This is a genomic window from Sphingobacterium spiritivorum ATCC 33861, assembly GCF_000143765.1.
GTDB classification, from domain to species: Bacteria; Bacteroidota; Bacteroidia; order Sphingobacteriales; family Sphingobacteriaceae; genus Sphingobacterium; species Sphingobacterium spiritivorum.
Genome location: NZ_GL379770.1, coordinates 1,217,731 through 1,242,730, shown reverse-complemented (window position 1 = coordinate 1,242,730; position 25,000 = coordinate 1,217,731). Strand labels below are relative to the sequence as shown.

At 39.9% G+C, this 25,000-nt stretch carries 22 protein-coding genes; 8 read left to right on the top strand and 14 right to left on the bottom strand.

From position 1 onward, the window contains the following. Positions 1-202: 202 nt before the first annotated feature. The 8 genes from HMPREF0766_RS05410 to HMPREF0766_RS05375 all read right to left on the bottom strand — a co-directional run bounded on the left by HMPREF0766_RS05410 (position 203) and on the right by HMPREF0766_RS05375 (position 10,042). Entirely contained in the window at positions 203-580 is a 378-nt protein-coding gene (locus tag HMPREF0766_RS05410) for a response regulator (protein WP_002994453.1), read from the bottom strand. Between the two features lie 54 nt (positions 581-634). Then, positions 635-1,204, bottom strand: a complete 570-nt coding sequence (locus tag HMPREF0766_RS05405) for a chemotaxis protein CheB (RefSeq protein ID WP_002994452.1) — start codon at positions 1,202-1,204, stop codon at positions 635-637. 6 nt (positions 1,205-1,210) lie between these two features. Beyond that, the gene (locus tag HMPREF0766_RS05400) at positions 1,211-2,035 is read right to left on the bottom strand and encodes a CheR family methyltransferase (protein ID WP_002994451.1); all 825 of its coding nucleotides are present in this window, start codon (positions 2,033-2,035) and stop codon (positions 1,211-1,213) included. Further along, positions 2,036-2,407, bottom strand: coding sequence for a response regulator (locus tag HMPREF0766_RS05395; protein ID WP_002994450.1), 372 nt, complete (start codon positions 2,405-2,407; stop codon positions 2,036-2,038). It lies immediately after the preceding gene. An 18-nt stretch (positions 2,408-2,425) separates the two neighbouring features. Beyond that, positions 2,426-6,022 carry a response regulator gene (locus HMPREF0766_RS05390; protein ID WP_002994449.1) on the bottom strand — a complete coding sequence of 1,199 codons (3,597 nt, stop codon included), beginning with the start codon at positions 6,020-6,022 and terminating at the stop codon, positions 2,426-2,428. A gap of 7 nt (positions 6,023-6,029) precedes the next feature. After that, the gene (locus HMPREF0766_RS05385; protein ID WP_236590537.1) at positions 6,030-7,511 is read right to left on the bottom strand and encodes a hybrid sensor histidine kinase/response regulator; all 1,482 of its coding nucleotides are present in this window, start codon (positions 7,509-7,511) and stop codon (positions 6,030-6,032) included. 254 nt (positions 7,512-7,765) lie between these two features. Next, positions 7,766-8,335: a gluconate 2-dehydrogenase subunit 3 family protein gene (locus HMPREF0766_RS05380; protein WP_002994447.1), complete on the bottom strand. Its 570-nt coding sequence runs from the start codon at positions 8,333-8,335 to the stop codon at positions 7,766-7,768. 18 nt (positions 8,336-8,353) lie between these two features. After that, entirely contained in the window at positions 8,354-10,042 is a 1,689-nt protein-coding gene (locus HMPREF0766_RS05375) for a GMC oxidoreductase (protein WP_002994446.1), read from the bottom strand. A 429-nt stretch (positions 10,043-10,471) separates the two neighbouring features. Between HMPREF0766_RS05375 and HMPREF0766_RS05370 the strand changes: the two genes are divergently transcribed. The 4 genes from HMPREF0766_RS05370 to HMPREF0766_RS05355 all read left to right on the top strand — a co-directional run bounded on the left by HMPREF0766_RS05370 (position 10,472) and on the right by HMPREF0766_RS05355 (position 15,549). Continuing rightward, entirely contained in the window at positions 10,472-11,524 is a 1,053-nt protein-coding gene (locus HMPREF0766_RS05370; protein WP_002994444.1) for a sugar phosphate isomerase/epimerase family protein, read from the top strand. Between the two features lie 33 nt (positions 11,525-11,557). After that, positions 11,558-12,709, top strand: a complete 1,152-nt coding sequence (locus HMPREF0766_RS05365; RefSeq protein WP_002994443.1) for a Gfo/Idh/MocA family protein — start codon at positions 11,558-11,560, stop codon at positions 12,707-12,709. A gap of 30 nt (positions 12,710-12,739) precedes the next feature. Next, on the top strand, positions 12,740-14,071 hold the full coding sequence (locus HMPREF0766_RS05360; RefSeq protein WP_002994442.1) for a Gfo/Idh/MocA family oxidoreductase: 1,332 nt from the start codon (positions 12,740-12,742) through the stop codon (positions 14,069-14,071). A 146-nt stretch (positions 14,072-14,217) separates the two neighbouring features. After that, on the top strand, positions 14,218-15,549 hold the full coding sequence (locus HMPREF0766_RS05355; RefSeq protein ID WP_002994441.1) for a Gfo/Idh/MocA family protein: 1,332 nt from the start codon (positions 14,218-14,220) through the stop codon (positions 15,547-15,549). Between the two features lie 112 nt (positions 15,550-15,661). Here HMPREF0766_RS05355 and HMPREF0766_RS05350 read toward each other — a convergent pair whose 3' ends face one another. Next, positions 15,662-16,858, bottom strand: coding sequence for a GTP-binding protein (locus tag HMPREF0766_RS05350; RefSeq protein WP_002994440.1), 1,197 nt, complete (start codon positions 16,856-16,858; stop codon positions 15,662-15,664). A 27-nt stretch (positions 16,859-16,885) separates the two neighbouring features. Next, on the bottom strand, positions 16,886-17,095 hold the full coding sequence (locus tag HMPREF0766_RS05345) for a hypothetical protein (protein WP_002994438.1): 210 nt from the start codon (positions 17,093-17,095) through the stop codon (positions 16,886-16,888). A 121-nt stretch (positions 17,096-17,216) separates the two neighbouring features. Here HMPREF0766_RS05345 and HMPREF0766_RS05340 point away from each other — a divergent pair, with 121 nt between their 5' ends. Both HMPREF0766_RS05340 and HMPREF0766_RS05335 read left to right on the top strand, forming a co-directional pair. Next, positions 17,217-17,717 (top strand): hypothetical protein, encoded by a 501-nt coding sequence (locus HMPREF0766_RS05340; RefSeq protein ID WP_002994437.1) that lies wholly within the window; start codon positions 17,217-17,219, stop codon positions 17,715-17,717. Positions 17,718-17,835: 118 nt separating this feature from the next. Continuing rightward, positions 17,836-19,221: an acyl-CoA--6-aminopenicillanic acid acyl-transferase gene (locus tag HMPREF0766_RS05335; protein WP_002994436.1), complete on the top strand. Its 1,386-nt coding sequence runs from the start codon at positions 17,836-17,838 to the stop codon at positions 19,219-19,221. 7 nt (positions 19,222-19,228) lie between these two features. Here HMPREF0766_RS05335 and HMPREF0766_RS05330 read toward each other — a convergent pair whose 3' ends face one another. After that, complete coding sequence (locus HMPREF0766_RS05330; RefSeq protein ID WP_236590538.1) at positions 19,229-20,218, bottom strand: aldo/keto reductase; 990 nt, start codon at positions 20,216-20,218, stop codon at positions 19,229-19,231. 342 nt (positions 20,219-20,560) lie between these two features. Between HMPREF0766_RS05330 and HMPREF0766_RS05325 the strand changes: the two genes are divergently transcribed. Beyond that, positions 20,561-20,779, top strand: coding sequence for a hypothetical protein (locus HMPREF0766_RS05325; protein ID WP_002994434.1), 219 nt, complete (start codon positions 20,561-20,563; stop codon positions 20,777-20,779). Positions 20,780-20,959: 180 nt separating this feature from the next. Next, on the top strand, positions 20,960-21,886 hold the full coding sequence (locus HMPREF0766_RS05320; protein ID WP_236590539.1) for a penicillin-binding transpeptidase domain-containing protein: 927 nt from the start codon (positions 20,960-20,962) through the stop codon (positions 21,884-21,886). A 65-nt stretch (positions 21,887-21,951) separates the two neighbouring features. Here HMPREF0766_RS05320 and HMPREF0766_RS05315 read toward each other — a convergent pair whose 3' ends face one another. The 3 genes from HMPREF0766_RS05315 to HMPREF0766_RS05305 all read right to left on the bottom strand — a co-directional run bounded on the left by HMPREF0766_RS05315 (position 21,952) and on the right by HMPREF0766_RS05305 (position 24,958). Then, a complete protein-coding gene (locus HMPREF0766_RS05315) occupies positions 21,952-22,668 on the bottom strand; it encodes a 3-ketoacyl-ACP reductase (RefSeq protein WP_002994431.1) in 717 nt (238 codons plus the stop codon). 194 nt (positions 22,669-22,862) lie between these two features. Then, positions 22,863-23,294, bottom strand: a complete 432-nt coding sequence (locus tag HMPREF0766_RS05310; RefSeq protein WP_002994429.1) for an FKBP-type peptidyl-prolyl cis-trans isomerase — start codon at positions 23,292-23,294, stop codon at positions 22,863-22,865. Positions 23,295-23,365: 71 nt separating this feature from the next. Beyond that, positions 23,366-24,958, bottom strand: coding sequence for a mechanosensitive ion channel family protein (locus HMPREF0766_RS05305; RefSeq protein ID WP_236590540.1), 1,593 nt, complete (start codon positions 24,956-24,958; stop codon positions 23,366-23,368). Positions 24,959-25,000: the final 42 nt, after the last annotated feature.

The following is a 25,000-nucleotide window of genomic DNA, read 5'->3' as shown; positions in this document are numbered from 1 at the left end:
TAACGGATTTATCAGTTGCTAATGTAATTTTTATATATTGGAATACAAACCGGATGGAAGAAAGATCTGATTTGGTAACAAACTTGGTGCAAAATCCAGCTTACCAAAACGACAAAAGGCAGAAAAGATCTGCCTTTTATAATTATTATCTGCACTTAAGGATATTTGAATGATCTGAAAGTGTTGCTTAAGTATTTATGATTTACTTGCTGCCCGCTTCTGTCAGCACCTGTTCCACAATATTTTCGAGGTCAGCAAGGTCAAATGGTTTTGCCAGATAGGCATCTGCACCTGCCGTCTCTGCTAGCACATGAATATCATTATTTGCAGAAACATAAATAACCGGGATATGATTAAAATCCGGATGTGCCTTTAGCAATTGTGTAGCCTTAATACCTCCGATATCCGGAATCCAGTTGTCCATCAAAATAACATCGGGGTTTACTTCAGCAGCTTTCTCTATGATATCATGTGAAGTCTGAGAAATCTCTACTTTGTAACCTGCTTCTGCCAGGATAATGGAACATACTTCCAATATATTGATATCATCATCAAAAAGCAGTACGGTCTTGTCGTTCATAAGTATGTATTGTAGTGAGGTATATGTTAATTTGTACAGTAGATGTATTGGATACTAAACGCTTAATTGGTTTATAAATACGGCTAATTCTTCCGGCCGGAGCAAATAATCAACCTGAACACGCGATACTGCCTGTCTGGGCATATAATCCACCTCTGCTGTTTGAGGATCCTGCACAAGTATTATGCCATTATTATGCTTTATACAGTCCAATCCTTCTACTCCGTCAGCATTTGCACCCGAAAGCAGTAAAGCTACCGTATTTTCTTCAAATACTTCAGCTGCAGACTGGAATGTAACATCTATAGAAGGCCGGGAATAATTCATTTTTTCAGAAGAATCCAGAGACACTAGAGTTTTATTTTCAAAAAGCAGATGATAGTCCGGAGGTACGACATAAATACATCCGTTTTCAAGAGTCATCTTATCTTCCACTTCATACACTTGTACGTCCGTATAACTGGATAGCAATGCATTAAGTATAGAATCAGGGTAAGGTTTACGATGGAGGATAATAACAATTGGAAATGAAAGACCTTTGCGGAGTCCGGGCAATACTTCCAGTATCACTTTCAGACTTCCGGCAGATCCGCCGATCAGAAATATATCTGTTTGTTTCAACATTCCTTTCTACTTACTTTTTCTCCATATTTTTTCTGCATCCAGCTGCTTATAGCGACTTTCCAGAGCAGAGAAACGTAATGTCTCCTTTGATCCAAGCGCCAGAAAACCAAGACTGTCCAGGCTGTCATCAAACAACCTGAATACTTTATTTTGCAATTCCTTATCAAAATAAATCAGAACATTCCTGCAGATGACCAACTGAAACTCATTGAAAGAACTATCCGAAACCAGATTGTGTGTAGAAAATATCATTTTTTCTTTCAGATCTTCATTGAATTTGACCACATCATAATTGGCCGTGTAATATGTTGAAAAATCTGATTTCCCGCCGGATAAGATATAATTTTCGGAATATTGTTTCATCTGGCTTATAGGAAAAATCCCTTTTCTGGCCTTTTCCAGTACTCCGGGATTGATATCTGTAGCATACAGCAATGATCGGTGATACAGATTTGCTTCTTTCAGCATAATAGCCATCGAATATACTTCTTCTCCGGTAGAACACCCTGCCAGCCAGATACGGATAAACGGATATGTTCCTAACTGTGGAAATACATTTTCACGCAGGGCTTTATAAAAAGAGGGATCCCGAAACATCTCCGTAACATTCACCGTTATCTCTTCGATAAACCGCTGTAGATATTCCGGGTGATTGAGCACTTTATACCGAAGCTCTGCAAAACTCGTAAACTTATCAATAAGACAGATGCGGTTTATTCTCCTTTTGAGAGATGCCCGGCTGTATTGCGTAAAATCATAACCATATAATGCAGATACATCTGCAAGCAGCATTTCGAGCTCATCATTCTTTATAATATTCGGCTCTAACATCTAGTTCACTTTTCCAATAACCGCCAGCAACTTATCTACATCTATAGGTTTGGAGATATAGTCCCAGGCTCCTGCTTCTATACACTTTTCCCGATCTCCGTCCATGGCCTGCGCTGTGACCGCAATAACAGGGATATCCTGACATTGCCCGGATTCACGGATGATCCTCATCGCTTCGTAACCATCCATTTCAGGCATCATCATATCCAGCAATACCACTCCTATATTTTTATTTTCTTTCAGTAATGAGATTCCTTCAGCTGCCGTCAGACTGGATACAGTACGGTATCCCTTTGACTTCAATGTCAGACTTAAGGCAAAGATATTTCTGCTATCATCATCAATGATCAATATTAATTTGTCCTTTTCCATAATCTTATCTTGACAATATTAATTTTCATATAACCATACCCTTAGCAAAGAGAGCAACTGATCTGTATCCACCGGTTTTGATATATAATCCGATGCACCTGCAATAATACATTTTTCGCGGTCACCGGTCATTGCTTTAGCAGTCACTGCCATAATAGGCAGTTTTGCATATTGTGGTGACTGTCTTATCAGCCTGATTGTTTCATATCCGTCCATTTCAGGCATCATCATATCCATGAGGACAATAGAAATATCAGGATTATTTTTTAACTGCTGAATGGCTTCCTTTCCATCTATTGCAGAAATTACTTTCATCTGGTACTTCTCTAAGGCTTTACTGAGCGAAAAGATATTACGGACATCATCATCTGCAATCAATACCTTTTTATTACTCAGCACTTCATTTAAAGACCCCAATTTATTAGTTTTCTTTTGTCCCTGATCTGCATTCTTTTCTTCCACCAGATGCAGAAATAATCCTACCTCATCCAGGATACGCTGATAAGAATGTGCAGTCTTGATCACTATAGAGTCTGCATATTGCTTGATCTTCGTCTCTTCAGCTTTGGAGAGATTTTTACCGGTGAAAATAATGATAGGTAAATTTTCCAATCCCTCGTTCTTCTTGATCGCTTCCAGTGTCTCATAACCCGTCTTATCCGGAATTCCCATATCCAGAATTACACAATTCACCGCATCAGAAGTCAATGCTTCCACACTGTCTTTCACATTGCTTTTGATCTCTGAAGCAATATTGAAGTTGCTAAGGAAATAAGACAAAGCAGTTGCATGCTTAGGGTTTTCTTCTACGATCAGCACTTTTTTAGGATAGCGTGTCAATGCCTCTTCGATTTTCTTAAACATTCCTCCGATCTGCTCCATTGCAATCGGTTTGTTAATAAAATCTATAGCCCCTTTAAGTAAACTCTCCTTTTTCATTTTCAGAGAGGACATCATATGCACAGGAATAGGCCGTGTTGCCGGATTATTTTTCAATTCGTCCATGACCTGCCATCCATCTTTTACAGGAAGCTGTATATCCAGCAGAATAGCCAGAGGCTTATACTTTTCGGCAAATTCGGCTGCAATATCTCCTCTTACGACGACTATGCCTTTATAGTTTTGTTGCCGTGTATATTTCAACAGGGCTTTAGCAAAGTTGGTATCATCCTCCACAATCAGGATTACTTTGTCATGCTCCGTAATATTATTCCGATCGTCTTCTACTTCCGCGGGTATATCCAGAACGACATATGAACTGGCTTCCTCTGCCACCAGCGCATTGACCTCCTCCACATCAGAAGATATAATAGCCATCAACTCGTCCGTAGAAGGGCTGATAGCAGTGGTCTGTTTTGATTTGGGAATAATCAGGCTGAATATACTGCCCTCATTTTCTTTACTCTGCAATCGGATCTCTCCCCCAAGAAGACGGGCTATTTCACGACTGATAGACAATCCGAGTCCGGTACCTCCGAATTTTCTTCGGGTGGAACCATCAGCCTGCTGAAAAGCTTCAAAGATGATTTTTTGTTTTTCCTCAGCGATACCTATTCCGGTATCCTTTACAGCAAATACAATATTATTCCTGTTGCTTTGTTCCTCCGTTATAGTCAGTGTTATACTTCCTTTGGACGTAAACTTTATCGCATTTGAAAGCAGATTCCGCAGTACCTGATCCAGTCGCAGTCTATCGGTTTCAATTGTAGAATCCAGGTCCGGTTGAACCACAATATTCAGATCAAGAGCTTTTTCCTTTACTATAGGAGCAAACAGGCTGTTAAGTTCTTGTGTTACATCCGATAGTTTGACATGCTGGTACTCCAGTTCCATTTTGCCAGCTTCGATCTTCGACAGATCCAATATCTCATCAATAAGGCTCAGTAAGCTCGTACCCGAACTTTGTATAACCTTTGCTGATTCGATCTGGTCCTCATTCAGATTGTCGTCTGTGTTTTCAGATAGCAATCTTGACAGCAGCAAAATCGAATTTAAAGGAGTTCTTAACTCATGAGACATATTGGCCAGAAACTCAGACTTGTATTTTGTACTCAATGCTAGTTCTTCTGCTTTTTCCTGAATTTCCAAATTACGCTCTGCAATAAGATGATTTTTTTCTTCCAATAGTTTGGAACGTTCTTCCAGCTCCTGATTGGATTGTAAAAGTTCTTCCTGTTGCACTCTCAGTTCCTCTTCCGAAGCCTGAAGTTTTTGTGTTTGCGCCTCCAGTTCGGTATTCAGATTTTCCAGTTCAGAATGTTGCGCCTGCAATTCTTCTGCCTGTGCCTGCGTTTCTTCCAGGAGTGTCTGTACTTGTTTTCTGCTTTTGGCTGCAGCAAGAGCTAGCGAAATAGTGGAAGATGCTTCCTTAAAAAAGCCAATCTTTAACGCATCAAATTTATGTGCAGATCCCAATTCGATAACACCTATGCACATACCGTTAAGAATAACCGGTAACAGCAAAATATGATTGACCTTCAATTTACCGTTTGAAAAACTAACAACATAATCTTCGGCCTGAATCCCTTCAATCAGTTTTTCCTTACCATCTTTCACCACCTGTCCTACCATCCCTTCACCGATTTCCAGTGTTTTTATCATTCTGTCTTCCAGTGCATAGGCACTTTGCAATCTGATAAGATCATTCTCCAGAAGATAAAATGCTCCGTTAACACAGTCTCCATAATTAGTCAGATGCGAAAGAGAATCTTCAGCCAATACTTCCTGCGTTTTGTTACCTACAAGTATTTCATTCAACCGCGCTAATCCTGTCTGACGCCAGTCGTTGTTATTCAGTTTATCAAAAGAAGACTTTAAAGCGTCTGTCATATCGTTCAGGGATCCTGCCAGACTTCCGAGATCATCCTCTTCCGTATCATCGATTCTTATAGTATAGTCTCCATGAGCAATATTATTCGCGATTTTTTGAATAACATTTAATCTACGGCTTATCTCTTCATCCTTTTTCTTTAAAGAAGACTGTAACTGTTCTCTTTTATAATAATCTTCTCTTATTTTCTTGTAGAATACTGAAGTGATAATCAGAGAAGCTACAGCTGCTATAATAATAAAAAATGAAGTGTATTGAGAAGATGCATCTAGAGCTAACGATCTTTTATTTAAGAGCATCTCCTCTTCATCGGTAAAACCGGCAATAATATTCCGGCAGCTATCCATGTAACGTTTACCATCCTCTAACTGTGCAATTGTAATATCTCCACCTTTTCTTTTGATATCCACCAGATTTTTGAGAATACTGATTCTGGAATTGACTAAGGATTCGAGGCTGTCCGAACGGCGGGTTTGAATCGGATTGTCCAATGTGAGTTCGCGGACAGTTTTTAAGGCCTCCGGTAAAGATTCGGTACTCTTGATATATGGTTCCAGAAAACTCTCTTTGCCTGTAAGCTGAAATCCGCGCTGTCCAGTTTCCGCATTTTGCAGATCGACAAGAATTTTATTTACTCCACTGATCACCTGGCGGGTGTGATCAACTTTTTTTCTGTTATTGAGTTGTTCCTTTATACTGAGATAGGAAGCGGTGGAACTCGCCAACAATATCACTAATGAAACTCCAAAGCCTATCTGAAGGCTGCGTATAAATTTGCCAGGCATGTGCTGTCTAGTTTAAAGGTATAGTAAAATAAAATGTTGATCCCTGTCCTGTTTGACTCTGTATACCAAACGTTCCGTTATGCTGCCGGATAATTTCCGAACAGATGTAAAGGCCTATTCCAAGCCCCTGAAACTTCAGCGAGGATTCTTCGACACGATAGAATTTATTGAAAATATTTTTTTGCTTGTGCTCCGGAATACCTATTCCGAAATCGGTAACATCGACTTTTATTTGTGTATTTTCCTGTTCTGTTCTGATAATGACTCTTTTGGAATCAGGTGAGTATTTAATAGCATTTGTCAGGTAATTAATCAATACCTGTTCGATTCTTATTTCATCTCCAAGTACAGGCTGATCAATCACATCACCTTCCCGTTCGATCCTGATATTGCTGTTTTCGTGTGTGTGATATATAGTATCCACGACATTGCTCAGCAGATTTTCAAAGTTGAACAGTTTCTTATTCATCTTGAGCTTACCATTATCTATTTTAGAAATATCGAGTAAATCTGCTATTAGACTATTTAATTTAGAGACCTGATTCTGTACAGTACTCAGGTATTTACTTGTAGCGCTATTCTGCTCGGCATTCAGGGTTCTTTCTAACAGCTGAATATAAGCCTTGATACTTGTCAGAGGTGTCTTCAGTTCATGACTGGCGATACTCAGAAATTCATCTTTCTTTTTCTCTATTTGTTTCTGATCATCTATATCTGTAAAAGTACCTACCCATTTTACAACGATCTCCTGCTCTCTGATTGGTATGATCCGTAACAAATGAAATCTGAAAATATCTGCATCAATCTCCTTAATTCTTACTTCAAGTTCCAACGAATTCCCGGTGGCCATAGCCAACAACCATTCATCCCGGATATTTTTGTCATCGGGATGTGTTTTTGGGAAAATTTCAGATGAAAGGGAATATTTAAACCACTTTTCATTAACAAATTCAATCTGACCTTCTGCATTAGCGGTAAAAGCGATCTGGGGCAGAGATTCTAATGTAAAATGCAAATGATCCACCCGCTCTTTCAATTTCATTTCGGCCTTCTTTCTGGTTTCGATTTCAGAAATAAGTGCCTGTTGCGTTTCATTGAGGGCAAGGGTCTGCTCATATAACCGATAAAATGTTTTGACCTTTAATAGCAGAATGTCGGGATCTACAGGTTTAGTTACATAGTCTATACCTCCTGATTCATAACCCTTTGTGATAAATTTTTTATCGGTATTGACTGCGGAAAGAAATATTATGGGGATCTCCTTTGTTTTGCTGAAACCTGAAAGTGTTTCTGCTACTTCAAAGCCATCTATTCCTGGCATCTGAACATCCAGAATTATAAGGGCGTAATTATTTTTTAATACTTTTTTTAGCGCTTCTTCTCCGGATAATGCTGTATCTACTAAAAAATCCTTGGATTCTAATAATCGTTTTAAAGAATAGATATTTTCTGATTTGTCATCAACAATTAGAATCATGTATGTGTTCATAGTTTAAAAGACCGATTTTTTTGATACGAAGTGACGATCTTGAATTTTAAAGGTTTAAAATAACCATTAATTATTTAATAATACAAGTTACACCATGAAAAAAGAAGTATAAAATCTATCTAAAAAACAATATATGCTAACCATAGTTACCAATGCAGAATTATTTTGAGACCAGCAGAAAAACCAAGATTTAATTAGAAATAAAAATGCACCTCAGTTGAGGCGCATTTTTATAGTTTAACAAACTATTCCGGTCAGGTTGCCCATGCCCGGTCACCTTCCTTGTATGGATAGTTTCCATCGTATTTTCCCGGAATTTTCACATACCGAAGTACTTCGGTAGCACCTAACTTTGAACTAAAAAAAGTAAGCAAAGTCAGTTGCTTAAACAGGGTAAAAAAATGAGGCGGGTCTTTCTCTGTTCTGTTGCCCTCATACTCTTTCGATTCCTTATCCAGCATATTGACAAATGAGGTCTGATCTTTATTATCCAGCTTCTGAAACTCATGCCCCAGCTCTTTTTTAGCTCTGGAATCAATCATAGCAAGACCTTCCAGGAAAATCTTTTGTTCATCAGTTGTATAACAATCTCTTACAATTACCGGGATCATCTCCCCTACGCCAGCTTCTTTAGCTCCTGGAGTTTTTGTTCTTGGCAGAATAGCTTCTGCCAGATCTCCGATAAAACCAACAGATTCATCTTCAAAAAGCCGTTTAATATCCGATGATGCCGGTCTCTTGCAACCTTCCAGAAAAAGGTTTGCCCCCACTATAGTACCTCCCATCAGTAAGGCTACCCGTTGTATTGCGTCTCTTCTATTCATTGTTTTTAAAATAAATATTTAAAGATTCCCTTTTTTTAATTCACTCACTGCAAAATCTACTGCCCGCGCTGTAAAAGCCATATAAGTAAGGGATGGATTGACACAGGAAGCAGAAGTCATAAAAGCCCCGTCTGTCACAAATACGTTTCTGGCGTCCCATACCTGATTATGCTTATTAAGTACAGATGTGCGCGGATCGTGCCCCATTCTTGCTGTCCCCATTTCATGTATCCCTTGCCCCATACTAAATCCCCTATCATAGGTCGACACATCCTTTACACCAATAGACTCCAGCATTTGCTTCATTTCTTCACCAGCATCCTGACGTATTTTTTTCTCATTTTCTTTGATTTCTGCATCCATAGCCAGTACCGGAAGCCCCCATTTATCTTTTATAGTTTTGTCCAGTAAGATTTTATTCTCATGATAAGGAAGGATTTCTCCAAATGCAGTAAATCCTATGTACCACGATCCGGGTTCTGCTATCGCATCTTTCCAGGCTCCGCCGACACTCATTCCATCCACCTCTCCATACCAACGATCCCGGGAGGCTCCTCCCTGATAGCCAAATCCGCGAATGTAATCCCGCTTTTTAGTATCTCCTTCTATATTTGCAAACCGGGGAACGTACAAGCCATTAGCCCGTCTGCCGAAGATATATTTATCTTCAAACCCTTCTACACGTCCTCCGGCACCGCTGTTTAGCATATGATCCATCAGATTATGCCCCAGCTCTCCGCTACTGCTACCTAATCCTCCCTCCCAAATGTCAGTAGCCGAATTCATCAATACCCAGGTGGAGTTAAGTGCTGAAGCACATACAAAAACAATCTTAGCAAAATACTCGTAGGTCTTATTTGTCTCGGCATCCAGTATCTCTACCCCTTTGGCTTTTTTTGTATCCTTATCATAAAGGATATTTTTCACAATAGAGAAAGGTCTCAGTGTCAGATTTCCGGTCTTCACCGCTGCAGGTAAAGTAGAAGACTGCGTGCTGAAATAAGCACCAAAATTGCATCCCTGCCAGCACTTGTTCTGATACTGACAATTCACCCGACCATGATGTGGAACTGTAATATTTGCAACTCTTCCTATTATAAAATGTCTTTTGCTGTTGTATTTTTGCTTTAACCGTTCAGCAAGATCCTTTTCGACAAAGTTCATCTCCATAGGAGGCATATATTCTCCATCCGGTAATACAGACAGGCCGTCCTTATTACCTGAAATACCAGCAAACTTTTCTACATAACTGTACCAGGGAGCTATATCTTTATAACGGACAGGCCAGTCTATACCATATCCGTCTTTAGCATTCGCTTCAAAATCCAGATCAGAAAGACGATAACTTTGTCGTCCCCAAATTAATGAACGCCCTCCTACCTGATATCCTCTGAACCAGTTGAAGGGCTTAATTTCTTTATAAGGACTTTCTGTTTCTTTAGTCCAGAAATCAACATTTGTCTCATTAATCCATTGATTTTTAACTCCAAAAGGCAGGTAATTTTTGGCGGCATCGAGAGGCAATTTACCTCTATGTGCAAAATCCCAGGGATCTTTATTCGGTGACGGATAATCCTTGACATGCTCGATATTACGGCCCCGCTCTAACATTATGGTTTTCAACCCTTTCTCTGTCAGTTCTTTTGCTGCCCAGCCACCTGTGATCCCTGATCCGATGACAATAGCATCATACACATTATTTGCCATTTCTCTCTTATTTGGTTTATTTGGTTATTAGTTGTGTGAAATCACTTAATAACAAACTTTTTTCAGCTTTCAGACCCTTGTCAATTTTAGCAAGTGCGGGTTATTTAGCTCCTGAATAACTTAATCTTTTAAACCAGCAATACACTTAACTTTATGTTATTGCTTCATAAGCTCCAGTCCAGGGAAAATATATTTCTAAAATTTTGTTATTGATACCATTTTGTATTTCTACAAGACAAGTGTAAGATTTTTTTTTCATTTTATTGCAACCGGTTGTTTTTTTTCGTAAAATTGTATAAGACAAGCACGTTATACAGAATAACCAAATTATAATATTATTCATAAGAATATGATCTGACTTATGTTCTGATCGGGAAATATAATTTTCTAACAACTTTAACATAAGTCATTTACAAAACGTAATAAACTATGATAACTATTAAAGGTCCTGCAATTTTTCTTGCACAATTTATTGGTGATGAAGCACCGTTTAATACATTAGAAGATATCTGCCAATGGGCTTCAGATCTGGGATATAAAGGAATACAACTGCCTACCTTAGATACCCGCTTTATTGATCTGGAACAAGCTGCAAATGATAAAAACTATGCCTCTCAGCTGAAAGCAAAAGTACAATCTTATGGTCTGGAAATCACAGAATTGTCTACGCATCTTCAGGGACAGTTGGTCGCCGTCAATCCTGCTTTCGATGATCTGTTTGATGCTTTTGCTCCAAAAGATCTGCACGGCAACCCAAAGGCTCGGCAACAGTGGGCTGTACAACAACTCAAATATGCTGTCAAAGCCTCTCATAATCTTGGCCTTAAAGCATTGGCAACATTCAGCGGAGCCTTGTTATGGCCATTTGTATATCCATGGCCACAACGTCCTGAAAACTTAATTGAGACTGGATTTGCTGAGCTTGCCAGACTATGGTTGCCCATCCTCGATGAAGGTGAGCGGTACGACGTGGATCTATGTTACGAACTGCATCCGGGAGAAGATCTCCATGACGGTGTCACGTTTGATATGTTCCTTCAAAAAGTAAACTATCACAATCGTGCAAATATTCTATATGACCCCTCTCATTTTGTTCTTCAGTGTCTGGATTATCTTCAATTCATTGATATCTACCACGATCGAATCAAAATGTTTCATGTAAAAGATGCTGAATTTACACCGTCAGGGCGTCAGGGTGTATACGGAGGATATCAAAACTGGCAATCCAGAGCTGGTAGATTCAGATCTGTTGGAGACGGACAAGTCGATTTTAAAGCTGTTTTTACGAAACTCACGCAATACAACTTTCAGGGTTGGGCAGTTCTGGAATGGGAATGTGCATTTAAACATCCTGAAGACGGAGCAAGAGAAGGAGCCGTTTTTATAAAAGACTATATTATCCGGGTCACCGACAAAGCATTTGATAATTTCGCTTCAGTAGACACCAACAACGACCTGAACAGAAAACTATTAGGATTATAAATCACACATATCCCTCCGAAAAAACTGAGCACTATGAATAGTACAAAAATAAGAATGGGCATGATTGGTGGCGGTAAAAATGCTTTTATCGGAGCTGTTCACCGTATGGCTGCAGGTATGGATGGTCATATCGAACTCTGTTGCGGAGCATTAAGCGCAGATCCGCATATGGCACGGGAATCCGGAGAACTATTATACCTGCCGCAAGACCGGATCTATACGGGCTATCAGGAAATGATAGCGCAGGAAAGCCAGTTACCGGCAGACAAACGAATACATTTCGTAAGTATTGTCACCCCGAATTTTGCCCACTTTGAACCGGCTATGATGGCGCTTGATCACGGATTTCATGTTGTTCTTGAAAAACCTATGACACTCACATTGGAGGAAGCCCGGCAGCTTCAGTTAAAAGTGGCAGAAACAGGACTTTTGTTATGCCTTACGCATACCTATTCCGCTTATCCTATGGTCAAACAGGCAAGACAACTTGTTAAAGAGAATAAACTGGGACAAATCCGAAAAATAATGGTGGAATATCCTCAGGGCTGGCTGAGTACAATGATCGAAACGGATGTCGCACTTGCAGCCTGGCGTACTGATCCCCAAAAAAGCGGAAAAAGCGGCTGTATGGGTGACATAGGGACGCACGCCGCACATTTGGCTGAATATATATCCGGTTTGAAAATACAAAAGATATGTGCTGACTTGCAGACCTTTGTCCAAGGAAGGAGGTTAGAAGATGATGGTAATATACTACTGCGTTTTGATAATGGAGCCAGCGGCGTACTTTCAGCTTCACAGGTTGCAGCAGGAGAAGAAAATGCACTGAAAATCAGGATTTATGGCGAAAAAGCCGGTCTGGAATGGAACCAGCAGGAACCTAATACGCTGCTGCTCAAATGGCTCGATGCTCCGGCGCAGATATTCCGCACCGGACAATCCTACCTGCATCCTGTCACAAAACACAACACCCGACTGCCGGCTGGTCATCCTGAAGGATATATAGAAGCATTCGCAAATATTTACAACAACTTTGCACATACAATTTTGGCATCTGTAAACGGAACAAAAGCTTCGGAAGATCAATTGGATTTTCCTACGGCAGAGGACGGCGTTCGTGGAATGAAATTTATAGAAACAGTAATAGCCTCAGCACAGTCTGATCTGAAATGGACTGATTTTTAATGCTAACCTCAACATAAAAAACCATAATATATGAATACCCGAAGACAATTTCTCAAAAAAACCTCCTTACTGGCAGGAAGTGGATTGCTGGCCTCTTCCTTACCGAATTCTGTATTTGCAATGTTCAACAATAGCGTCATGCCAAATGAACAGGTTAATATTGCAGTCATCGGCGCTAAAGGGATGGGCTGGTCCAATGTAAACGCTGCCATGAAAATACCGGGTGTCAACCTCATTGGAATTTGCGACGTGGATAAAAACGTAATTGATAATAGGTTAGCTGAACTGAATAAAAAGAATATAGATACAAATAAGATTAAAACATATGGTGACTATCGTGCCTTACTGGATAATAAAGACGTAGATGCCGTCATTATAGGCACTCCTGATCACTGGCACGCTTTACAGATGATCCATGCCTGTGAAGCAGGAAAAGATGTCTATGTAGAGAAACCGGTAGGAAATTCTATTGTCGAATGTAATCGCATGGTAGCAGCACAGACGCGATACAATAAAGTTGTACAGGCCGGACAATGGCAACGCAGCCAGAAGCATTTCAAAGATGCTGTAGACTTTATAAATACCGGACAATTGGGAAATATACGGACTGTAAAAGTATGGTGCTATCAGGGATGGATGAAACCGGGCCCCGTAGTGCCGAATAGCGCCGTACCGACAGGAGTTGATTATAAACAATGGTTAGGACCCGCTCCGCTTGTTCCTTTTAATTCCAGTAGATTTCATTTCAATTTTCGCTGGTTTTGGGATTATGCAGGCGGTCTGATGACAGACTGGGGCGTACATCTTCTTGATTATGCCTTACTGGGCATGAAAGCCGAATTACCTAAATCTATAGTCGGTTTGGGTGGACGTTTTGCTTATCCGGATCTATACGAAGAAACTCCGGATACCCTGACGACATTATACGAATTTGATAAATTCAATATGGTATGGGATTCGGCTATGGGTATTGATAATGGTTCGTATAACAGGGATCATGGTATAGCCTATATCGGCAACAATGGTACATTGATTCTCAACCGTGGCGGATGGGAAGTCATAGAAGAGAAAAAGAGCCAGAATAAAGTGGTGGTGCCATTCACAGCAGCATCCGATAACGGTCTTCAAAACCATATGCAAAATTTTATAGATGTTATTAAAAGCCGGAAAATGGAAGACTTAAAATGTTCTATACAGGCCGGCTCTCATGTAGCCACCGTTGCCCAGATGGGAAATATATCCTACCGCAGCGGAGAAAAACTCATGTGGAACAAGAATAACAATAGCTTCACAGACAGTAAGATCAATAAACTATATCTGGAAAAAGAATATCACAATGGATACAAACTTCCGCGCGTGTAAAAAAATGTGATAGCGTCGGATAATGTATACTGTTATGTATATTTTAATTAAAAAAATATCATCATATTGCGCAGCACTTTTATAGTAGCAGCAAGTAAAATTATGATCCTAAAACTAATCAACAGCATTATTAAGCAACTCAAAAGATGGATACCCGAAGACAATTTCTCAAAAAGACGTCTCTGCTTGCTGGAAGTGGATTATTAGCCTCTTCCCTGCCAAATTCGACGTATGCCATTTTCAATAGTGGCGTCATGGCAAATGAACAGGTTAATATTGCAGTTATAGGTGCCAAAGGTATGGGCTGGTCCAATGTAAACGCTGCCCTGAAAATACCCGGAGTCAACCTCATTGGTATCTGCGATGTAGATAAAAATGTTATTGACAGCCGCCTGGCAGACCTGAGTAAGCAGAATATAGATACAAATAAAGTAAAAACATATGGCGATTATCGTGCATTACTGGACAACAAAGATATAGATGCCGTCATTATAGGTACTCCTGACCACTGGCATGCTTTACAAATGATCCATGCCTGTGAAGCAGGAAAAGATGTCTATGTAGAAAAACCGGTAGGAAACTCTATTGTAGAATGTAATCGTATGGCCGCCGCTCAGACAAGATATAACAAAGTTGTACAGGTTGGACAATGGCAACGTAGTCAAAAGCATTTCAAAGATGCCGTTGAATTTATACATACAGGAAAACTGGGAAATATCCGAACCGTAAAGACCTGGTGCTATCAGGGAGGAAAGAAACCAGGCGCTGTAGTACCAAACAGTGCTGCACCTGCTGGTGTAGATTATAAGCAATGGTTGGGCCCTGCTCCTCTTGTTCCCTTTAATGCCAGCAGATTCCATTACAATTTTCGTTGGTTTTGGGATTATGCCGGAGGACTTATGACAGACTGGGGCGTACATCTGCTGGACTATGCCTTACTAGGCATGAGAGCAGAATTACCTAAATCTATAGTCGGTTTGGGTGGACGTTTTGCTTATCCGGATCTATACGAAGAAACTCCGGATACCCTGACGACACTATACGAATTTGATAAATTCAATCTTGTTTGGGATTCAGCGATGGGAGTAGAAAACGGTTCGTATAACAGGGATCATGGTATAGCCTATATCGGCAACAATGGTACATTGATTCTCAACCGTGGCGGATGGGAAGTCATAGAAGAGAAAAAGAGTCAGAATAAAGTTGTAGTCCCATTCACAGCGGCATCTGATAATGGTCTTCAAAACCATATGCAAAACTTTATAGATGTTATTAAAAGCCGGAAAATGGAAGACTTAAAATGTTCTATTCAGGCAGGATCTCATGTAGCCACCGTTGCCCAGATGGGAAATATATCCTACCGCAGCGGAGAAAAACTCATGTGGAACAAGAATACCAATAGCTTCACAGACAGTAAGATCAATAAACTATATCTGGAAAAAGAATATCACAACGGATACAAACTTCCGCGTGTGTAAGACGGATTCAGAATATCAGCCATCTTCTTTCGTATGAAGATGGCTGATATTAAATAAAAAACCGCTGCCATCACTTAAAAAGCAACAGACAGCGGCCAAAACAAACAATTGACTATAAATGCTTAGGGAAGTTGTCCACCCATTCATTGTATTTCCATCTTTCAGCCTCTTCATCCGTTAACAGACACTCTTCCAGTTGTGCTACACAGACTTCCTTATTGAGATCCTGTCCGATAAATACAAGTTCTGTTTTTCTGTCCTCCCATTCAGGATGCCATCTTTTTGTCATTTCGGCTTCATACTCCCTGAAATCAGGGTAGTGTCGACGTTCTGATTCAGGAATAGAACACCACCAGACGCCGGCTCCTTCCAACCGAAGGCTTCCTCCGGCCTGACTAAAACTTATAGCCTCATCCGGACGCGAAGCCATCCAGAACAGACCTTTAGCACGAATCAGATTATGCGGATAAGTAATATTCAGATAATCATACCAGCGTTGCGGATGAAAAGGTCGCTGGGTAGTAAATACAAAGGAAGAAATTCCATATTCCTCCGTTTCAGGTACATGCTCCTGAGCCAACTCATTCTTCCAGGCCTCAGAAGATTCCGCAACAGACTGATTGTAAAGCCCTGTACCAATAATATCCGATACCACAATCTGTCCGAAAGAACTTTGGATTATCCGTGCCACGGGATTTAATTTTCTGATCGCAGCCTTTAATACACCAATTGTTTCTTCTGCTACAAGATCTACCTTATTCAGAATAATTACATTAGCAAATTCGACCTGATCTGTTAACAGATTGACAATAGTGCGGTTATCATCATCATCCGTCAATCTTCGGTCTGTCAAGGTTTCTGCCGATCCGAAATCCTTAAAAAAGTTAAAACAGTCCACTACAGTGACCATCGTGTCTATATAACTCAGATCAGGAAGGTTGATCCCGTTTTGTTCATCAACAAAACTGAAAGTCTGCGCGACAGGCAGCGGCTCTGATATTCCCGTACTTTCGATAAGCAAATAATCAAATCTGTTCTCCCCCGCCAAGCGCTCCACTTCCACCATCAGATCCTCACGCAATGTGCAGCATATACAACCGTTACTCATCTCTACCAGCTTTTCTTCTGTCCGCGAAAGCGTATTTTCTTTTTTAACCAAAGAGGCATCGATATTGATCTCGCTCATATCATTGACAATCACAGCTACCTTCAGATTCTCCTTATTGTGGAGCACATGATTGAGTAATGTAGTTTTTCCGGCTCCCAAAAATCCACTCAATACGGTAACAGGTAATTTTTTATTCTTCATCTTATAATTGATTTACATATTCTTTTTCTATAGATACTGCCAGGATACCGACAACTTCAGCCATTCTATTATTCGTTGACGGTGCAGCTCCCCATACAATACTACAAACCGTTGTGTCTCCTCATGAGACAAATCAGTATAAATAGCCAGGCGCTTCCCTACAAAATCCCTTGTAAGTGCAATTCCGCATTTATTCTCAATACAATCTTTCCAGCTTTCGTAATCCTGAGGTATCATAGTCCTTTCCGTTAATGCTTCTGTGAAACAAAGATAATAATCAAAAATAACAAATGCAACACAGTTGCATTAAATAAAAATTACATGTACTTTTACTTTCGAAACTAAAAAATATGCACTCATGGTTCTTCACTTCATAATTCCGCTTTTAATTGTTTTCCTGTCCATTTCGATTATACAACCATCCGAAGCGCAACAAAACGTACAGCAACAACATCTCACAGATCACAAAGCGTTGATGAATAAAACCTGGGAAGTATTTGATCAGCTCATGTATAAGGTGGAGAAAAGAGCAGATAAGACTGTCTACATTCCACATTTTCCGCCGGCTTTACAACAGCTTAATAACAAAAGTGTCTCCTTGCAGGGGTATATAGTCCCTATCAATACAGGGCGAAAACATAATTGGTTTCTGTTGTCTGTCTTACCGGTAGCTCAATGTATGTTTTGCGGACAGAACGGAATACCCCCAATGGCAGAAATCATGATGAAAAACAAACATAAGATTACCTATAGCGAACTGCCGGTACATATTAGAGGGATTGTATATCTCAATGCTGATAAAGACGGACATACAGAGATCCAGATACGGGATGCTGAGTTGATCATTAACAATAACTAGTTAGCTCTTCCTTAAAAAATTAACGCAACACTCTAAAAATCAACATACAACACCCTGCTTTAAAAGGAAAATCTTATATTTACTGCTGATATCTATCTATGAATCTATCAGCAAAAAAATGAAAAGAGCCATCGTTATTTTGATCGGGATACTATTTTCGCAATATGTGCCTGTTCTATCATGCACTATTTTCATAGCCCATGACGAAAAACAGGTTTTGGTAGGAAATAATGAAGATTATTCCCCCTTGAAGAAGACCTATATATGGGTCAGACCTTCAGTACAACAGAAGAAAGGTTACATTTTCTGGGGATTCGAAGAAAAATTTCCCGAAGGAGGAATAAATGATCAGGGACTTTTCTATGATGCAGCAGCCCTGCCTCAGGAAGTAGCCATAATTAAAGATCTTTCAAAACCCGATTTTGAAGGCTATATTCTGGAAAAAATTCTTCAGGAATGTGGCTCAGTAGAAGAAGCATTAAAACTCTTTGCTCAGTACAATCTTACATGGCAGCAAAAGGCACAAATCATGATAGCAGACCGTACAGGAGATTATGCGATTGTCCATGCAAATTATATAATCCGCCCGGGCAGTAAAAATTATGTACTGACAAATTATAGTCTCCAGGATCCTCAATACTCAGATTTCAAGTGCTGGCGCAGGAAAACTGCCTATAATCTTCTTCAAACCAAAGCACTGTCTTTTGAAAATTTCACAAACATACTTGATGCAACAGCACAGCGTGAAACGGATAACAGTACTGTTTATTCACAGGTATGCGACCTCAAAAACAAAACCATTTATCTATATCAGCGTCATGACTACACGGTTGTCAGCAAGATAGATATCCTTCAACTTCTCAAAAAGGGATATCAGGATATTGAAATAAAAGATTTATTTCCCAAATCGCTGGCAGAAAGAATAGAACAAACGTATAACCGGCAAGGAATAGCAGCTGCTATTTCCATGTATAATAAACAAAGGAAATCAAACAAAATGCATTATCAGTTTTCTGAAAGAGATCTGGAAAAATTCGGATATCAGCTTATTGACAGCAACCGTATTACAGATGCTGAAAAGCTGTTTGAAACCAATCTCAAATATTATCCTCTTTCTGAAAATGCAATAGCAGCACTTGCAAATGCCTGTCTTCTGTCCGGAAAAAAAGAAAAAGCAAACAGATTATATGATCAGGTGAGAAAAATCAATCCTTCAAACTATTATCTGAATCTGTTCGGACCACAAAAAAACAGCATTACATTCAGGATCAAGGGTATGCAGGGAGCCGAAACCATTGCTTTGACAGGCACCTTTAATAATTATGATCCACACGCCAACCCATTTATCAAAAAGGATGGCGAATGGATCTGTACACTTCCTGTCGCTCCCGGAAAATATGCATACAAGATTTATGTAGATAACACATATTGGATGCAGGATCCCGGCAACATGATGCACACCAAACCCAATGAATGGTGGGATTCCTATCTTCAGGTTCAATAATCGTAAATTACACTCCGGGTACCTGCGCCTGTGTATAAATGAGTCCTTCATGTTTCAGTTCTTTCCAGAAATCATGCGAAATCGAAGATTGAATGGCTCTGCAGTTATCCAGTACCTGACCGGGTCTGCTCGCTCCGGGAATAATAGATACAAATTCGTCCGCAGCTAATACAAACTGGATTGCGGCAGCAATCAGATCCGTACCATATTGCTGAGCGATAGCGGCTATACGCGCCCGTTTCTCAGCCATTCCTTTAGGAATAACATCTTTATAATTATAGCGTTCTCTCCCTCCGATATATCCGGAGTTAAATCCGGCTCCTGACACCAATTTCACGCCATGTTCACGAACGACTGGCAATAAGCGGTCTACAGCATCCTCATGCTCAAGAATTGAATATTGTGTAGCCGAAAGACAGATATCCGGATCGGCAATTCTGATACAATCCAGAATAGGCTCAATCTTGTTTACCCCCATTCCCCATGCTTTGATAATGCCCTGATCCCGGTAATCGGAAAGCAATCTGAATGCTCCTTTCTCTGCCTGCTGCAGATAATAATCGTATCGGTCACCTACCTGATCTTCAGACAGATCATGGACAAAAACGATATCTATGTGATCTAATCCTGTCCGTGAAAGACTTTCCTCAATACTTCGTGCAGTCGCGTCTGCCGTGTAGTCATGTCTGAAATCATATGCTAAAGGAGCTTTCCACATTGTTGGCGGGACATCTGCTTCATCTACAGCATCAAACAATCGTCCGATCTTTGTAGAAAAAACAAATTCATCTCTTGATTTCTGACGAAGAAAATCTCCAAATCTGCGTTCACTCTTCGTCAGCCCATACCAGGGCGACGTATCGTAATAACGGATGCCCTGATTCCAGGCCGTTTCAAGTATATGATAAGATTCTTCATCTGATAACGGCTCAAAGCCTGTTCCTATAGCAACTCCTCCTAATCCCAAGGGATATTTTAATTCAAAATGTGTCTTCATCAGCAATATAAAATTAGTGTAACTGTTTTCAGCGATAGCTATACCATACAAATATCCGAGCTATTCGTATGTCCTTTTTTAATAACAATACGAGTCCCAAATGGTTTGGACGGACAGCATTCATCGGGAGAATAATCTAATTGCAAATTATTCGTTACTTGTTACATTTTTATCAATCTGATTATCAATGAAATTCCTTTTTCAGTAAATTTGGGTATACAGCATTATTGCAAAACCGCGATAGCTATTTTTTAATGGAGAGATCTCACTCAAATGATCCTGCTCCACATTGTTAAACTATAAAAATCTCCCTCTCGAGGTTTTTACTAAAATTAAAATGCTATGGAAAAACTAATGTTCGAAACAAATGTACACTGCTCCAGCCTATTCCACAACATACACGCAGTGATCAAACAGATCGACGGAATCAAAAAATGGAAACTCGATCTGGAATCTGTTTACAAGGTACTCATCATTGAAGGTCAATGTCTTGATCATCAAATCATCATTAAAGAACTTGGTATCGCTGGTATAGAAGCGCAGCGGCTTTATGAGGAATAAGGTGCCCATATTATCCGAAATACATCCACCACTGGAAATAATATATGCGAATCAGTCTTCACTGGTTAAAGATGATTCTTTCATCCATATGGAGACTGATCGCCTCATCAATATCCCGATGCTGTAGAAAATATGCTGTTGTTTACATCAATTCTTTATAAACAATGTATATTTATAATCATGAAAAACAGCCTTATCTTCTTTGTTTACAACCTCTTTTGTATCCTTTCCAGCCAATCACATACTGCTTCCGCACAACAGACCGGAGAAGTAAAGATCTCGTTCCGGAATGATTCTGTGACCGTTAGGGAAGAATTCAACAGGTACTTCGAAAACAAACATGCACAGGGAGATATTCTAATACTGGATTTACAAAATAATAAATGGTTTGCTTCCGATGCAAAGTCCGTTTACGTACCCGCATTACCGGCATCAACGTTTAAAATTATCAACCTCCTGATTGCACTGGAAACAAAAGTCATAGCCGATGAAAATCAGGTTGTCAAATGGATAGGTCAGACCGATACCGTTAAATATGGATACAGACCCGATATATACAGAGACATGACTGTTAAAGAAGCTTTTGAAAAATCAGCGGGATGGGTTTTTGTCGAATTATCCAAAAAAATTGGCAAGAAAAATTATCAGCATTACCTTTCCCTTGCCGGATACGGCAATGCCGATCTGAGCGAAGCGGATCCCGATTTTTGGAATTTTGGTAATTTCGGTATATCGCCCTATAATCAGGTTGATTTTTTAAGAAAGTTATATCTGGAGCAGCTCCCCTTTAAAAAAAGACATATGCAAACTGTCAAAAGGGTTATGCTCTCCAACGAATATCCTGATGCCGAGGTTCACGCCAAAACAGGCTGGACACGAATAGACGGGTTAAACATAGGATGGTGGGTAGGCTATATAGAAAAGCAAAAAAACACGTATTTATTTGCCACCAGACTATTTCAGGATTGCGATCGTAAAGATCCCGGATTCGGCCCCGGCAGAAAAGAGATTACCCGGGCGGTGTTAGAAGAACTGCGATTTCTGAACTTCAGCTCTCCTTCTGCAAAGACGTCTACTCTAATCATACAGAGCCACCTCCGAAGGTAACTCTGTAATAAAAAACTAAGCACCGTCCTGCTAACATCTAACAAGAACAGATATACGCTGTATGATTAAGGATTTGTAGACCATAAAGAGGCTGATTTCAATAACGCTCTTCTTGGTAATTTTAAATTAGCGATAATCAGCTCTGCAAAATCAGATGGCTGCAATACGCTGTCCGGATTACCATCAGTAAGCCCCAGGTCTACAGACATATCCGAAGCAATAGTACTCGGAGTGAGTGTACATACACGTATATTATGTTTACGAACTTCTTTCATCAGAGATTCGGACATTCCGATCACAGCAAACTTAGAAGCAGAATATGCCGAAGTATTAGCATTACCTGTCAATCCGGCTGTAGAGCTGACATTTACAATATCGCCCTGATTTTTTGCCACCAAATGCGGTAGTACCTCCCGTGTGACATGATAGATCCCCATGACATTAGTCATCAGGATTTCCTGCCAGCGATGAGCGTCCATATCCAAAAATGACCCAAACTCAGCAATACCTGCATTATTGATTAGTATATCCACTCCCCCTAATCTTTCGATCAGTCTGGAAACTTCAGATTTGACCTGATCTGCATTGGCTACATCAAACACCGCATAGACAGCTTGTACACCCAAAGCTTCCAGTTCCTTTACCGTTTGCTTTAGATTTTCTTCATTACGGCCGGTAATGCCGACAGATACTCCTTCAGCAGCCAAAGCAAGAGCTGTTGCTTTTCCTAATCCCCTGCCACCTCCTGTGATAATCGCTTTTTTGTTGTGTAGATTTTCCATATTGTTTTACTAATATTTATCAAAAACAGATTGTAATGCTGCGAATATAATTTATTTGATCAGATTTAATCCGGTACATGCACTATTCCTCATCTACCGACAGTTTTAACAATTCTATCAAAAACTCTCATTTTCAACAGAAAAAGACGTAAGCCGGGCGTATATTAAGTTTTATAAAATGACATTTTGATGAGCTACAGAATAGCCTTCAGCTCCATTTCAAAAATCAATGTACAGTTGCCTCCGCTGCTCTCTGTCAAAGACTCAAATCCATAAGCCAGATGAGATGGAATATATATTTTCCAATGACTTCCTACAGGCATCATTACCAACACTTCCTGCCAGCCCCTGATAAGTTCACGTACCAAAAATGCTTCCGGCTTCCTGCGCTTGTATGAACTGTCAAAAACGGTTCCGTCCAGTAATGTTCCTTTATAATGACACAGTACCTTTGCTTTTGCAGTCGGTATCTCTCCGCTTCCTTCCTTTAAAATCTCATACTGTACTCCGGATGAAGTTACGATTACAGTATCTCTCTTTGCATTTTCCGCTAAGAAGGCTATACCATCTTTCAGATTACGCTCAGCCAGATCCTTTATTTTTTTCAGATATTTTGTAGATGCCACGTATGCTGTTTTAATAATAAACAGAACAAAGATAAACGGATTGAAGCTAAGGCAAGCCTGTTATGTAAATTTTACTTCTCTATATCGTCCTGTTTTTCACTTCGGATCGTGCTGGCATTTCCGTCACGTATAGCCTGATAATGCGGAGACATCATTTCTATACCCGCCCCGTCAAAGGCTTCATGTATATTCTTATGCAGCTCAGAATAAATCGGTGCCATCCTTTCAGGACTATTGGTATACGCATTGATCTGATAAGAAACGTACCAGTCGTCAAGACTGGTCTGCAATACAAATGGCATTCTGTCTGATGATATTCCTTCCGTTTTTAGTGCTGCAGCAATCAACAATTCGTGAATCTTCTGCCAGCCGATATCATAACCTATCGATATAGTGGTATGTATGATTAATCCGTCATCCCGGCACAGACTGGTGTAATTGATCGTATTTCCGTTGAGGATGGCACTGTTCGGAATCGTAATAATTTCATTCTTTGTGGTCTGTAAACGTGTAACAAGCAAGGATTTTTCCAGAACTGTCCCCTGGATTTCACCGATCCTGACCACATCGCCGATTTTAAAAGGTCTCATATAGGTAATCACCATTCCTGCCACCCCATTGCTGATCGCAGAGGAAGATCCGAATGAAATAATCAAACCCAGAAATACCGATACTCCTTTGAAAATATCCGAATTAGATCCCGGAATAAAGGGCCAGATCACAACGATCATAAATGCATTTAGTACAAGCCGTACAATGTTATAGGTAGGTTTTGCCCAATCCGCATAAAAACCATTAATCTTCAGCTTGTCGGCCTCTATTTCATTGGCAAGAAAACGAATGACTTTCTTCACATAATGAAATACGATATAAATCACTATAATCGTAATCAGATTCGGAATAAAATCAACTACAGAACTAATAATATTTTTGAGCGGATTGACTATAAAATTAATCAGATTATCGCCCCAGGGTTTTGTCCAGGGAAATAACCTGAAAATCAACGGAAGGGTGAGATAAATCAGTAAGAAAAACAAGAAATACTTAAAGATCCCCAATGCTTTTTTGATCAGCATCACTTCTGTATCCTTATTAATCAGATTGTAATCCTTGATCCTGATCCTTCCTGCCCTCTTCTTAAATTTAAGCAGAATCCACGCTGTAAATCTGTTGAAATACCTGTTCATGTAGTAAATACACAAGACAAGAATCAGCAGAATTAATGTCCCCATTGCTCCTCTCTTCAGGAGCTCCGCAAGATCTGTTTCACTCTTGTACTTTTTAACATGTTGCAATATCAGTTGTTGATAGGTTGCAGCCAATACATCCGGAGTAACCTGCATAGAATCTGCATCTGCTTTGGAAATACTCAACAGTATATTTCCTTTGTAGGCAATATCAAATACCATAGAATCAGGTACCGTAAGCAAAGAATCTGCAATAAAAAACAAATCATTATCCAATGCTTTTATCTTGTCTGTGGTGCGTTGTGCACGCTCTGCTGCCGAAAGCGCCCCCAATTTGTTTTTCACATGGAAAAGCGTATCAGCATGTATAATAACGGGATACCCCTTATCTGTTTTGAGAAGATCCTGAGCAAGGGCAATTGAAATAAAGCCACAGAAAAAGAAAAGCAGAAATTGCAATCTAACAAATATATTCATCTTAAAGAAAATCTTTCTACCTGCAAGATACATAAAGAAAAC

Excerpts from the sequence above, each read along its gene's own strand:
- HMPREF0766_RS05370 (WP_002994444.1), top strand. The coding sequence starts at position 10,472 with ATGATAACTATTAAAGGTCCTGCAATTTTTCTTGCACAATTTATTGGT.
- HMPREF0766_RS05350 (WP_002994440.1), bottom strand. The coding sequence starts at position 16,858 with ATGAAGAATAAAAAATTACCTGTTACCGTATTGAGTGGATTTTTGGGA.
- HMPREF0766_RS05410 (WP_002994453.1), bottom strand. The coding sequence starts at position 580 with ATGAACGACAAGACCGTACTGCTTTTTGATGATGATATCAATATATTG.
- HMPREF0766_RS05400 (WP_002994451.1), bottom strand. The coding sequence starts at position 2,035 with ATGTTAGAGCCGAATATTATAAAGAATGATGAGCTCGAAATGCTGCTT.
- HMPREF0766_RS05375 (WP_002994446.1), bottom strand. The coding sequence starts at position 10,042 with ATGGCAAATAATGTGTATGATGCTATTGTCATCGGATCAGGGATCACA.
- HMPREF0766_RS05380 (WP_002994447.1), bottom strand. The coding sequence starts at position 8,335 with ATGAATAGAAGAGACGCAATACAACGGGTAGCCTTACTGATGGGAGGT.
- HMPREF0766_RS05405 (WP_002994452.1), bottom strand. The coding sequence starts at position 1,204 with ATGTTGAAACAAACAGATATATTTCTGATCGGCGGATCTGCCGGAAGT.
- HMPREF0766_RS05355 (WP_002994441.1), top strand. The coding sequence starts at position 14,218 with ATGGATACCCGAAGACAATTTCTCAAAAAGACGTCTCTGCTTGCTGGA.
- HMPREF0766_RS05360 (WP_002994442.1), top strand. The coding sequence starts at position 12,740 with ATGAATACCCGAAGACAATTTCTCAAAAAAACCTCCTTACTGGCAGGA.
- HMPREF0766_RS05325 (WP_002994434.1), top strand. The coding sequence starts at position 20,561 with ATGGAAAAACTAATGTTCGAAACAAATGTACACTGCTCCAGCCTATTC.
- HMPREF0766_RS05305 (WP_236590540.1), bottom strand. The coding sequence starts at position 24,958 with ATGAATATATTTGTTAGATTGCAATTTCTGCTTTTCTTTTTCTGTGGC.
- HMPREF0766_RS05365 (WP_002994443.1), top strand. The coding sequence starts at position 11,558 with ATGAATAGTACAAAAATAAGAATGGGCATGATTGGTGGCGGTAAAAAT.
- HMPREF0766_RS05340 (WP_002994437.1), top strand. The coding sequence starts at position 17,217 with ATGGTTCTTCACTTCATAATTCCGCTTTTAATTGTTTTCCTGTCCATT.
- HMPREF0766_RS05315 (WP_002994431.1), bottom strand. The coding sequence starts at position 22,668 with ATGGAAAATCTACACAACAAAAAAGCGATTATCACAGGAGGTGGCAGG.
- HMPREF0766_RS05390 (WP_002994449.1), bottom strand. The coding sequence starts at position 6,022 with ATGCCTGGCAAATTTATACGCAGCCTTCAGATAGGCTTTGGAGTTTCA.
- HMPREF0766_RS05320 (WP_236590539.1), top strand. The coding sequence starts at position 20,960 with ATGAAAAACAGCCTTATCTTCTTTGTTTACAACCTCTTTTGTATCCTT.
- HMPREF0766_RS05335 (WP_002994436.1), top strand. The coding sequence starts at position 17,836 with ATGAAAAGAGCCATCGTTATTTTGATCGGGATACTATTTTCGCAATAT.
- HMPREF0766_RS05395 (WP_002994450.1), bottom strand. The coding sequence starts at position 2,407 with ATGGAAAAGGACAAATTAATATTGATCATTGATGATGATAGCAGAAAT.
- HMPREF0766_RS05385 (WP_236590537.1), bottom strand. The coding sequence starts at position 7,511 with ATGAACACATACATGATTCTAATTGTTGATGACAAATCAGAAAATATC.
- HMPREF0766_RS05345 (WP_002994438.1), bottom strand. The coding sequence starts at position 17,095 with ATGATACCTCAGGATTACGAAAGCTGGAAAGATTGTATTGAGAATAAA.
- HMPREF0766_RS05330 (WP_236590538.1), bottom strand. The coding sequence starts at position 20,218 with ATGAAGACACATTTTGAATTAAAATATCCCTTGGGATTAGGAGGAGTT.